The organism is Winogradskyella ludwigii (assembly GCF_013403985.1).
Classification (GTDB): Bacteria; Bacteroidota; Bacteroidia; order Flavobacteriales; family Flavobacteriaceae; genus Winogradskyella; species Winogradskyella ludwigii.
This window is the reverse complement of sequence record NZ_JABFDF010000005.1, coordinates 245,961-259,653: the sequence shown is the minus strand read 5'-3', so window position 1 is coordinate 259,653 and position 13,693 is coordinate 245,961. Positions and strand designations below refer to the sequence as shown.

Here is a 13,693-nt window from a genome sequence, read left to right as displayed (position 1 = left end):
TTTCATCGAAAAAAATTGACAACTTGACGAATATTTAGTATGTTTGGAGTCCCAATTTAAACCTACTTAACCATGAGAAAAACTATTTTAGTTGTTCTTGCTTGTCTTGTCTATGTATTTTCAGATGCACAAGTAACTTATGAGGAAATCGCCTCATCTCGACTTAGCTCAGTTCGTAAGCTAAAAATTAAACTACCAAAGGATTACGATTCTAAGGCAGACGAAAAATATCCAGTAATCATTGTATTTGATGGTGATTATTTATTTGAACCTGTTGCAGGACAAGTAGATTTTCAAACCTATTTTGATAATATGCCAGGAGCAATAGTTGTTGGTATTATGCAAGGAGAAAATCGTTTCTATGACGGTTACTATGAGCCAGGAACAGGCTTACCAACAGAATCAGGTCTTAGATTTCACGATTTTGTTTCAGACGAATTATTACCATATATAGACAAAAAATACAACACTAGTAAATTTAGAGTTGCTGTTGGTCATGATAATATGGGGAATTTTATTAATTCTTACTTGTTTAAAGAGGGATTGGCTTTTCAGGCTTATGTATGTATAAGTCCAGATTTTGTAGGATCATTAAATAATTTTATATCAAAACGTTTGTCTCTTTTTAAAGATGATATTTTCTATTATTTAGCAACTTCTCAAAAAGATATTCCACAACTTCGAGAAAGTATACTATCTACTAATTCACAGATACAAGAAGTGGATAATCAGAATCTAACTTATTATTTTGATGATTTTAAAGGTGAGAATCATTACACGTTGGTTACAAGTGCTTTAGCTAGGTCTTTTGAAAAGATTTTTGATATCTATAATCCGTTGAGAGAGAAAGAACTTGAAGAAAAAGTACTGCCTTATGAAGGGACTCTGGATAATTATTTAACAGATAGATATAAAAGAATAGAAAAACTATTTGGGATTAAAAAAGAAATTAGTGAAAACGAAATAGAGAAAGTTATTAAAATCGCTGAACAACGCGAGGATTTGAAATCACTAGCTAAATTAGGAGCGCTAGCAAATAAATTGCATCCAGAATCTTTAATGGGAACCTATTATTTAGCACAATCTGCAGAAAAACTAGGGAAAACAAAAAAAGCAAAAAAACTATATGAGTCTGCTTTAACGTTAAACGATGTGAGTCATATTAACAGAGATTTTATCTTTTCTAAAATTGATGAATTAACTGTAGTAGATTTAGATGAAGATATTGATGATGATGACGATGATGATGAGTAGAGTTAGAAAACATAAATGGTCCACAGATTATTTGTTCGAATCTGCATATAATAAGGCAAAAGTAATGTTGTTTTCTACGCATTTGCCTTCTAAATTAGCTGCTTTAAAAGTTTTAGCGATTGTAAGTTGGTTTAAAGATATCAACTAAAATTGTATTAATTTAGCCATTTCTAACTATAATAATCCTGTTATTTTGGATTGTGAAACTCGAATATGGCTAAAGTAAAAACAACTTTTTTTTGTCAAAATTGTGGCAGTCAATATGCCAAATGGCAAGGACAATGTACCTCTTGTAAGGAATGGAATACCATTGCAGAAGAAGTGATTCAAAAACCAGAAAAAAGCGATTGGAAAACACCAACAACGTCTTCAAAACGGGTTTCTAAACCGTTATTGATTAATGATATTGATACCTCGCAAGAAGCACGTTTAGATATGCAAGATGGCGAATTTAATCGTGTCCTTGGAGGCGGCATGGTTCATGGGTCTTTAACACTTCTTGGTGGTGAACCAGGAATTGGTAAGAGTACACTTTTACTTCAAATAGCCTTAAAATTACAATACAAAACTCTTTATGTCTCTGGTGAAGAAAGCCAGAAGCAAATAAAAATGCGTGCTGAGCGTATTAATCCTAGTAGCAATAACTGTTACATTCTTACAGAAACCAAAACCCAAAATATCTTTAAGCAAATTGAAGCTTTAGAGCCTGATATTGTCGTTATTGATTCCATTCAAACATTGCATAGCGATTATATAGAATCGTCTGCAGGTAGCATTTCTCAAATCAAAGAATGCACAACCGAGCTCATTAAATTTGCCAAAGAAACAGCAACACCAGTTTTGCTAATTGGTCATATTACTAAAGATGGTCATATTGCTGGACCAAAAATTTTGGAGCACATGGTTGATACGGTTTTACAATTTGAAGGAGATCGAAATCATGTATTCAGAATTCTAAGAGCTAACAAAAATAGATTCGGATCTACCAACGAATTAGGAATCTATGAAATGCAAGGTTCAGGACTACGAGAAGTTTCTAACCCATCCGAAATATTAATATCAGAAAAAGACGAAGAATTATCTGGAAATGCTGTTGCTGCAACTTTAGAAGGATTACGACCGTTAATGATTGAAGTCCAAGCCTTAGTGAGTACAGCGGTTTACGGAACACCACAGCGTTCGGCTACTGGTTTCAATGCCAAACGTCTAAATATGTTATTGGCAGTTTTGGAGAAGCGTGCTGGTTTCCGCTTAGGAGCTAAAGATGTGTTTTTAAATATTACTGGAGGCATCACAGTTGATGATCCTGCTATAGATTTAGCAGTCGTTGCGGCAATTTTGTCTTCTAATGAAGACGTTGCATTGCCAAGTGATTATTGTTTTGCAGCAGAAGTTGGTTTATCTGGTGAGATAAGACCTGTACAGCGTGTAGAACAACGTATTTTGGAAGCTGAAAAATTAGGGTTTTCATCCATTTTTGTATCTAAATACAATAAAATCGCCTTGAAAAATACGGTTATCAAGATTCAATTGATTTCTAAAATAGAGGATTTGGTTGGGTTTTTAGTGTAAGTAGAGGTTTAATTTTAATAAAAGAAATGCATTTAATCGAATAAAAATGCATTTAATCGTTGTTTTTGTTCTTTTTATCCTATGTTTGTCGCAAATAAATATTGATTTTTATTTAAGTATTTGAAAATCAATAAGTAATGTGAAATGCTATGATGGTGAAAAATAACTTCAGACTATTATTTATAATAATTTTTATAACTTTTAATGTTAATGCGCAATATTGTACACCAAATAATGTTGGGGTGAATGGTGGTTGGACTTTCCATATATCTAATGTAAATATTGGAACAATAGACAATAGTAGTTCAGGTACTCAAGGTTCGTATACGTATTATTCAGACGTTTCCCCAACGTCTATTAATGCAGGAGACACAGTTACAGGAGATATTACAGTAACTCTTAATGGGTGGAATACCAATATTCATACTGTTGCTGTGTGGTTTAATTTTAATGAAATCGATGATGATTTTGATGATAGTGGAGAACAGTTCTTATTTACATTCCAAGATAATAATAATGTTGGTGGTACTAAAACAGTGCAAGTACCTATCAGTATTCCAATACCTTCTTATGCTCAGAATGGACTTGCAAGAATGCGTGTTGGTTTAAGGTCTGGAAACGATACAGGTTTTACATCATGTGAGTATAATTACAATGCAGGGGAAGTTGAAGATTATGAGGTTTTATTTGTGTCAGATAATGAAGGTAATCCAGGAGAAAGTGAGCCTAATTTTTGTGAAACGGAAAATATCCAAAGCGGTAATATTTTATTTATTTCTAACGTTTCTTTTGCAGGAATAGAGAATAGTAGTACAGGAACAACAGGTGGTTTTACTAATTATTCTTCTTTTTCTGAAGATAATGTTCCTATTGGTCAGGCTCTTGAAGGGACGATTAGTGTGTCGTTAAATGGGTGGAATACCAACGAAAACACAGTGGTTATTTGGATTAACCTCAATGAAAGCTTGGATGATGATTTTGATGATTCAGGTGAACGTTTTTTATTTACATTTCAAGATAACAACAACGTAGGAGGAACAAAAGTGGTGGACGTACCTATTAGTATAACGTTACCAAGCAGTACAGATGAAGCACTTTCTAATGTGCGAATTGGTGTTAGAGGTGGTACTAATATAAATTTTACGTCTTGTGATTATAATTATAGCAATGGAGAAGTAGAAAATTACCTCATTAATATTGGTGGAGAATTAGATGCGCCAGATATGGATGGTGATGGAATTGCAGACAATGCAGATATAGATAGTGATAATGATGGTATACTAGATATTAATGAAGGTTCTGTATGCGATGAAATTAGTAATAGTCTAACTTATGAGTTTTACGATATAGATGTTTCACCAAGTGTAGACAATATTCCTATGACTGGAGCTACAGCAATAGGTAGTGTATCTGAAATAGATGTAGATGCACTTTGGGGTTCTATTACACCAGGTGATCATGAGAACTTTGCAATAAGATATAGTGGTTTTATTAAGATTAATACCACCGAAACATATACATTTTATACAAGTTCAGATGATGGTTCTAAATTGTTTATTGACGGAAATGAGGTTGTTGATAACGATGGTTTACATGGTATGTTAGAAGATTCAGGAACTATAGCGCTTAACCAAGGTGTTTATCCAATCACGATACTATTTTTTGAAAGAACAGGAGAAGAGACTTTAAGTATGTCTTATTCGAGCGCAACTATTTCTAAGACAGTAATTCCTTTTTCCGTATTATCAGAAAATAGTTGTTTAGATACAGACTATGATGGGATTCCAGATTATTTAGATTTAGATTCAGATAACGATGGTATCTACGATGTAGAAGAAGCTGGTAACGGAAGTTTAGATAGCAACAACGATGGAGTGTTAGATAGTAATGATGCAGTGTTTAATGATAATAACAACAATGGAGCAGACGATACTGCAGAAGCTACAACACTAATTGATACTTCTGGTGACGGTAATTTTGATTTTCAAAATACAGATAGTGATGGTGATGGCTGTAATGATGTTATTGAAGCTGGCCATGCAGATAGCGATGCAGACGGACAAGTAGATGGTACAGGTATTAGCGCTAGTGGTTTAGTTACAGGTACTTCAACGGCATACACAGGTACAACTGCAAATGTGACTATAGCAACAGAAACTACAGTAGATGCTACAGCTTTGGTCGATCAGTTAGTTGTAATAGGTGGAGCTACAAGTTTTACTATAACTAGTGCAACAGCGACAAGTACAACGACATTTACAACAGGAGGTGTGCCAGATTATTCAAATAGCACTACTGATGTAAGTGCGGCCTTAAACTACCAATGGCAATTAAATGGCACAGACCTAAGCAATGGAGGTGTTTATTCAGGTGCTACATCGGCTAGTTTAAATATTTCGGATGTTACCGGATTAGATGGTAGTGTGTACACTTTATTAGTAACACATTCAGATAATTTGTGTGTCCAAATCGAAAATAGTGCCACTCTTACTTTAGATGCAGACATGGATGGTGATGGTGTAGGAGATACTACAGATTTAGATAGTGATAATGATGGTATACTAAATGTAAATGAAGGCGTTATATGTGCTGAAATTACTGAGGGCTTGTCTTATGAATTTTATGATATAAATGTCTCACCAAGTGTAGATAATATTCCAACTACTGGAGCTACAGCAACAGGTACTGTGTCTGATTTCGATGTAGATGTCCTTTGGGCTATGATTACACCTGGAGATCACGATACTTTTGCCATTCGATATACTGGTTTTATTACTATTAGCACAGAAGAAACGTATAGGTTTTATACAAGGTCAGATGATGGTTCTAAATTGTTTATTGATGGCAATGAGATTGTTAATAATGATGGGGATCATGCTGCACAAGAACGATCAGGAACTATTGCATTAACTCCGGGTATTTACCCAATTACTATATTATTTTATGAGAGAACTGGATTAGAGTCTCTAACGGTGTCTTATTCTAGCGCAACTATTTCTAAAACATTAATTCCTTTTTCTGTATTGTCAGTAAATATTTGTACAGATACAGATAATGATGGGATTCAAGATTATTTAGATATAGATTCAGATAATGACGGTATACCAGATAATGTAGAGGCACAATCCACAAATGGTTATCTTCCTCCGAGTGATAGTGGAGCAACAATGGTAGATTTAAACAACGATGGTGTAAACGATAATTACGGATCTGGTTTTGCTAGTCTAGAAGATACTGATGGAGATAGTATCCCAGATTATATAGATTTAGATAGTGATAATGATGGAACTCCAGATATTCAAGAAAATGGAATGGCTAATACGCTATCAGGAAATGATGCCGATGGAGATGGTTTAGACGATAACTTCGAAACAACAAATATTAACGATGCTATTTTAGATATTAACGAAGATATTGATAATCCATTAGACCTATCTATTTTACCGGATACTGATGGAGATTTATTATTAGGTGGAGATTTAGATTATAGAGATGATATAGATGTTTATTTTTCTTCAGGATCAGTAGATTTTGATGGTTTAGATGATTATCTAGACACATCGTCTTTTATTGAAGATTGGAATGAAGGAACAATTATGGCTTGGGTAAAAATTAAAGCTAATACTGCTACAGGTAATTTAAGTTCTGTTTACAGTATTGCAGGTCAGGAAAATATGCGATTGACTATAACGAAAGGAAGAAAACCTGCATTTGTTGTTTATACTCAGGAACAAGTCACTGCTTCTAGTAACTATCCAAGTAGCAGTCTTAATGTAGAACAACTGCCTACGGATAACAGAAAAATGGAAAATGATGTATGGTACCATGTCACTGGTGTTTTTGATTCCGGAACAAACTCTTTAAAAGTATATCTTAATGGAGAGCTGTTAAATACTGAAACGGATACTAACTTGAATTCAACGTTACTTACCAAAAATTATAATGGTACTGATCACATTTATTCGAGTAGGCCATTTACAATAGGGCGTTATCCAACAAATACAAGTCCAGCTGGATCTGCCCATTTTAATGGAACTATAGATGAAGTAAGAATTTTTGAAGATGCTCTTTCTGCGCAACAAATACAACAAATGATGTGTCAAGAGATTGAAGATAATGAAGGTATTGTAAGAGGTAATATTATACCTAAGAATATTCAAGATTCACAAACTTTAGAGCGTGTAGCTTGGGGTAATCTTAAGGCTTATTATCCTATGTCTAATATTCTTAAATCAGAATTGTTAGACGAATCAGCAAATTCACACGATTTAAAAATGCATAATATTAATACGGTAAAGCCGCAAACAGCACCTTTGCCTTACGTCACTAGTGCAGATGGAGATTGGTCTAGTCCAGAATCATGGTTATATGGAGATGTTTGGGATGTTTCAGACGAGATATTTGAAAAAGATTGGTCAATTGTACATATCAAAAATGATATAACCTCTTCAACTTCTCACACAAGACTTGGACTTATAGTAGATGCTGATAAAACACTTACAATTAATGGCGAAAATGAAATTGATAATACGTGGTATTTAGAACTTAATGGAGTCTTAGACTTAAAAAACGATTCTCAATTAATTCAAGGAATTAATAGTGACTTAGTAACCTCTGCAACAGGTAAAATTTTAAGACGCCAAACAGGAACATCCAATTCATTTCGATATAATTATTTTTCTTCTCCCATTGGAGCAGTAGGAGCAACAACACTTTTAGATAATAATACAACCTTTAATAATGCTAACAATTCTGCTTTTGGTATCAATACATTAAAAGAAGGAAATGCTAATGCCGTTGAATTTACATCAGCATACAATGAAACAGGGAAAATAAGTACACGTTGGATGTACACCTTCTTAAATGGGGTTACTTATTACGATTGGGAAAGTTACTCTCCAACGACTCAATTAAATCCAGGAGTAGGGTATATTCATAAAGGAACAGGAAATGCAGGTACAACGCAAGACTATATATTTGAAGGAAAACCAAACAACGGCACAGTTTTAATAGCTGCAGATGATGTTGATGGAGACTCAGCTAACGAGAGTGAACCAGATGTAACCCTGACGACAACTTTGGTAGGTAATCCTTATCCTTCTGCTATAGATGCACATCAATTTATTGATGATAATGCAGGTGTTATTGATGGTACATTATATCTGTGGGAGCAATGGGCTGGTAACTCACATTATATAAGTGAATACGAAGGTGGTTATGCTATTATCAATAAAATGGCAAAAATACGAGCATACCAATTTGAAGGTTTAAGCGGTGGAAACAATGGTTCTCAAGATGGAACACTAACGCCTACTCAGTATATTAGTGTTGGTCAGGCTTTTTTCACAGAAGTCATAAATGATGGTCATATTGAATTTAATAACGGTCAACGTATTTATAAGAAACAATCTACCGGAGAGAGTGTCTTTTTTAGAACAGCCAATACCGAAACAGAAGACTACGATAATGCAGAAAATGTTGAAGATGTAATGCAAAAACTTCATTTAAAATTTGAAGCGGATAACGGATTTAGTAGAGAAATGGTTATTGGTTTTAGTGATTTTACGTCTGAAGGTTTTGATTATAGTTATGACGGAAAAATGACGGATGTGCAAGCAAATGATTTTTATACGTTGTTTGAAGGCAGTTCGATGGTTACACAAGCGTATTCAGCTATAGATTCTGATAAAGTAGTGCCATTAATCTATAAATCGTCCGAACAACAGATATGTACTATTTCGGTAACAGATTTTGAGGATTTTGAGAGTTCTCAAGCCGTTTATTTAAGAGATAATTACGAAAATAGTTATACAGATATTAGAAATTCAGATTATAGTTTTGTTAGTGAGCCAGGTTCTTTTACAAATCGATTTGATATCGTGTTCCAAAATGAATATGCACTTAGTATTTCAGAGTCTCAATTAAACGATGTTCAAGTATATGTCAGTAATAAAGAACGAAAACTTTTTATTAATGGACTTGTAAATGGAGCAAAATCAGTAAGTGTCATTAACATGTTAGGACAGACCATTAACCAATATCACAACAAAGACCAACAGGAACTTAGTAATGGTATTGACATTTCTAAAGTATCAACTGGAACTTATATTGTAAAAGTAGAGAATCAAAACAATCAATGGATCACTAAAAAAGTAATCGTTAATATGAAATAAACTAAAGGTCAGTGTAATTTTATACTGACCTTTTCTATTTTACTAATATAAAAAAGAGAGTAGTTTAAATTCAAATTTAATGGGCTAGAAATGCACAGAAACAGATTTCCTCTTTTGCATTAATTACAATATATTATTTCCTTAAAATTCGCTATTTTCGCTGCTCGTAAATAAAACAGAATAATGAGCACAAAGTTCCCTGAATACAAAGGACTTAACTTACCAAACGTTGCTGACGAAATCGGTAACTATTGGGAAGCTAACGACATCTTCGATAAAAGTGTAACCACAAGAGAAGGAAAACCACCTTTTGTGTTTTTTGAAGGACCACCTTCTGCAAACGGTTTACCTGGTGTACACCACGTTTTAGCGCGTGCGATTAAAGATATCTTTCCACGTTATAAAACCATGAAAGGTTTTCAGGTGAAGCGTAAAGCAGGTTGGGATACGCACGGTTTACCAGTTGAACTTGGTGTAGAAAAAGAACTCGGTATTACCAAAGAAGATATTGGTAAAAAAATCACGGTTGAAGAATACAACGAAGCGTGTAAAAAAACCGTAATGCGTTATACGGATACATGGAATGACCTCACAAAAAAAATGGGTTATTGGGTAGATATGGACGATCCATACATTACCTACAAATCCAAATACATGGAAACGGTTTGGTGGTTGTTAAAGCAGATTTACGAAAAAGATTTAATATACAAAGGTTATACTATTCAGCCTTATTCACCAAAGGCTGGTACAGGTTTAAGTTCTCATGAGTTAAACCAACCAGGAACATATCAAGATGTAACGGATACAACGGTTGTGGCTCAGTTTAAAGCGAATGAAGATTCGTTACCAGATTTTCTTAAAAATGAAGGTGATATTTACTTTTTAGCATGGACAACAACACCTTGGACATTACCAAGTAATACAGCGTTGACGGTTGGGCCAAAGATTGAATACGTTTTAGTTGAAACCTATAATCAATACACGTTTAAACCCATGAATGTGATTTTGGCTAAGAATTTAGTCAACAAACAATTTGATGGTAAATTTAAACGTGTTGAAGCTAAATCAGAATTAATAGAATATAAGGAAGGCGATAAAAAGATTCCTTATTTTGTAGTAAAAGATTTTATCGGTAAAGATTTAGTTGGTATCACATACGAGCAACTCTTACCATATGCGTTACCAAACGATAATCCTGAAAATGCATTTAGAGTTATTTCTGGAGACTTCGTAACGGTTGAAGACGGAACAGGAATTGTACACACAGCACCAACATTTGGAGCAGATGATGCCTTAGTTGCAAAACAAGCGTCACCAGAAATTCCACCACTTTTAGTAAAAGATGAGAATGGTAATTTAGTGCCATTAGTGGATTTACAAGGAAAGTTTAGACCAGAAATGGGAGAATATGCTGGTAAATATGTGAAGAACGAATACTACGATGATGGTGAAGCGCCAGAACGTTCTGTAGATGTAGAACTTGCTATTCAATTAAAAACAGAAAATAAAGCCTTTAAGGTTGAAAAATATAAGCACAGTTACCCAAATTGCTGGAGAACGGACAAGCCAATTTTATATTACCCATTAGATTCGTGGTTTATTAAAATCACAGATGTAAAAGGGAGAATGCATGAGTTAAATACAGGAATTAACTGGAAACCAAAATCAACTGGAGAAGGTCGTTTTGGTAATTGGTTAGCAAATGCAAACGACTGGAATTTATCACGTTCACGTTTCTGGGGAATTCCATTACCAATTTGGAGAACAGAAGATGGTAAAGAAGTCATCTGTATTGGTTCTGTAAAAGAATTAAAAGCTGAAATGCAACTTGCCGTTGAGGCAGGTATGATGAAGGAAGATATCTTCAAGAGCTTTGAAGTCGATAATATGTCTGAAGACAACTATGACAAAATAGATTTACATAAAAACGTAGTAGATAATATCGTCTTGGTTTCAAAATCAGGTCAACCAATGCATCGCGAAAGTGATTTAATTGATGTCTGGTTCGATTCTGGTTCTATGCCTTATGCACAATGGCATTATCCATTTGAAAATAAAGCAAAAGTTGATGATACCTGGAGAAAAGCAGATTTTATCGCAGAAGGTGTTGATCAAACGAGAGGTTGGTTCTATACACTTCATGCTATTGCTACTATGATTTTTGATGATGTTGCTTATAAAAATGTCGTTTCAAACGGATTAGTGTTAGATAAAAACGGACAGAAAATGTCTAAGCGTTTAGGAAATGCTGTAGATCCTTTTGAAACCTTATCTAAATATGGAGCTGATGCTACGCGTTGGTACATGATTAGTAATGCAAATCCTTGGGATAATTTAAAATTTGATAGTGAAGGTATTGCTGAGGTGAGCAGAAAGTTCTTCGGTACACTTTATAATACCTATTCATTCTTCACACTTTATACTAATATTGATGGTTTTGATTACAGTGAAGCTGATATTCCATTAGAAGAACGACCAGAAATTGATCGTTGGGTTTTATCTGAATTAAATACCTTGATTCAGAAAGTAGATAAATTCTACGAAGCCTACGAGCCAACGAGAGCTGCGCGAGCAATTTCAGACTTTACACAAGATTATTTAAGTAACTGGTACGTGCGTTTAAGTAGAAGACGTTTCTGGAAAGGTGATTACCAAACTGATAAAATTTCGGCATACCAAACACTTTATACCTGTATGGAAACCATTGCGAAGTTAGGCGCACCAATTGCACCTTTCTTTATGGATCGTTTGTATTTAGATTTAAATGCTGTTACCAAAAAAGAAACTTTTGAAAGTGTGCATTTAGCAGATTTCCCAATTGCAGATACTAGCATCATCGATAAAGTATTAGAGCGAAAAATGGAGAGTGCGCAGACAATATGTTCATTGGTATTATCGTTGAGAGCTAAAGAGAAGATTAAGGTACGTCAGCCACTTCAAAAAATTATGATTCCTATTGATAATAAACAACAAAAGGAAGAGATTGAAGCAGTTGCAGATTTAATAAAGCATGAAGTAAATATCAAAGAAATTGAACTCTTAGAAGACGCTTCAGACATCTTAGTCAAACAAATTAAGCCTAATTTTAAGACTTTAGGGCCCAAGTTCGGAAAGGATATGAAGCTGATTGCTAGTGTGATAGCTGCTTTTGGTGCTGATGATATTAAAAACATTGAGCAAAATGGTACTATTGAAGTTGAAATTAACGGGAAAAAGATTAATTTAGGACTTGAAGATGTAGAGATAACATCGCAAGATATTGAAGGATGGCTTGTAGCAAATGAAGGTGCTTTAACAGTGGCTTTAGATGTTACCATCAATGAAGATTTACGTAAAGAAGGGATTGCAAGAGAGCTTGTAAATCGTATTCAAAACTTACGAAAAGATTCAGGATTTGAGGTTACGGACAGAATTGACGTACAACTTCAAAAAGATGACCACATTGTGGAAGCAGTTTCTTCAAATGAGGCGTATATTAAATCAGAAACATTAACAGAAGATTTAAAAATTATGGACATTGTAGACAATGGTATAGAAATTGCTTTTGATGAAGTAAATACCAAATTGTTTATTAAAAAACACTAAAAAGATGGCACAAGTTACAACCAACAGATATTCTGATAAAGATTTAGAAGAATTCAGAACTTTAGTTCAAGAAAAAATCAAAAAAGCAGAGCACGATTTACAATTGATTAAAAGTGCTTATATGAATGATTTTGATAATGGTACAGATGATACGTCTCCCACTTTTAAAGCTTTCGAAGAAGGAAGTGCAACCATGAGTAAGGAAGCTAACTCTGCATTAGCAATTCGTCAAGAGAAATTTATTCGTGATTTAAAAAATGCCATTATTCGTATCGAGAATAAAACGTATGGTGTTTGTCGTGTTACAGGAAAACTAATAAACAAAGAGCGTTTAAAGTTAGTGCCTCATGCTACATTAAGTATCGAAGCTAAGAATATGCAGTAACCAATTCCTGCGACTTGTGCTGAACTTGTTTCAGTAGAGCAGGAATCTCATAAATTGAGATTCTATTTTGAGAAAAAACAAAATCATAAAGCCATGGAATATAAATTTCATGGCTTTTTTGGTGTTTTTTATTTTGAGCTCATTAATTATCAAAGCTCAGAATATTTTAGAAAAGCATATACAAGCAGATGGTATTACGTCCATTTCAATACATGGAAATGATATTTTTAAAATTTCAGTTTTAACTTCAAAAACGAATCAAATTAAGATGACTTCAACCTTAGATGGAGAATATCAAAATGATTTTCAGATGGTATCAATCAAAGAAAACCATACCCTTAATTTAAGTTTAGAACACTTATCATTTATGGAAATCCCTGATGATAAACGCAATGCACATAAAGTAATTGCAGCAACGTTATATCTTGAAATTCCAGAACAATTGACAGTGACTGTTTTAAGTGATATTGCTTCAGTAGACTTAAATGGGAAATTTAAGTCCCTCTTTATTGAATTACAACAAGGTAAATGTCGTATTAATGGTAACGTTGAAACTGCAACGATCAATACTTTTGATGGAGATATTAGTGTAATAACCAAAAGTGCAACGGTTAATGCGCAATCTAATCATGGGAAAGTTGATTTAGATAAATTTTACGATTTAGATGCTGCTTGGGAATTGAAATCTATAAATGGAGATATAACCGTAGAAAAACAGATATAA

Annotated in this window: 7 protein-coding genes; all 7 read left to right on the top strand. The window is 33.9% G+C overall.

Going from position 1 to position 13,693, the window contains the following annotated elements:
* The first annotated feature begins 72 nt into the window (after positions 1–72).
* The 7 genes from HM981_RS13490 (at position 73) to HM981_RS13460 (ending at position 13,693) form a co-directional block, all read left to right on the top strand.
* Complete coding sequence (locus tag HM981_RS13490) at positions 73–1,254, top strand: alpha/beta hydrolase (RefSeq protein WP_179339333.1); 1,182 nt, start codon at positions 73–75, stop codon at positions 1,252–1,254.
* On the top strand, positions 1,217–1,402 hold the full coding sequence (locus tag HM981_RS13485) for a hypothetical protein (protein WP_179339332.1): 186 nt from the start codon (positions 1,217–1,219) through the stop codon (positions 1,400–1,402). Before HM981_RS13490 ends, HM981_RS13485 begins: the two co-directional genes overlap by 38 nt.
* 65 nt (positions 1,403–1,467) lie before the next feature.
* Positions 1,468–2,826 (top strand): DNA repair protein RadA, encoded by a 1,359-nt coding sequence (radA, locus tag HM981_RS13480; protein WP_179339331.1) that lies wholly within the window; start codon positions 1,468–1,470, stop codon positions 2,824–2,826.
* Between the two features lie 149 nt (positions 2,827–2,975).
* Positions 2,976–8,999 carry a PA14 domain-containing protein gene (locus tag HM981_RS13475; RefSeq protein WP_179339330.1) on the top strand — a complete coding sequence of 2,008 codons (6,024 nt, stop codon included), beginning with the start codon at positions 2,976–2,978 and terminating at the stop codon, positions 8,997–8,999.
* 183 nt (positions 9,000–9,182) lie between these two features.
* Positions 9,183–12,584, top strand: coding sequence for an isoleucine--tRNA ligase (gene ileS / locus HM981_RS13470; RefSeq protein WP_179339329.1), 3,402 nt, complete (start codon positions 9,183–9,185; stop codon positions 12,582–12,584).
* A 4-nt stretch (positions 12,585–12,588) separates the two neighbouring features.
* Complete coding sequence (locus HM981_RS13465; protein WP_179339328.1) at positions 12,589–12,969, top strand: TraR/DksA family transcriptional regulator; 381 nt, start codon at positions 12,589–12,591, stop codon at positions 12,967–12,969.
* A 133-nt stretch (positions 12,970–13,102) separates the two neighbouring features.
* Positions 13,103–13,693 (top strand): DUF4097 family beta strand repeat-containing protein, encoded by a 591-nt coding sequence (locus HM981_RS13460; RefSeq protein WP_179339327.1) that lies wholly within the window; start codon positions 13,103–13,105, stop codon positions 13,691–13,693.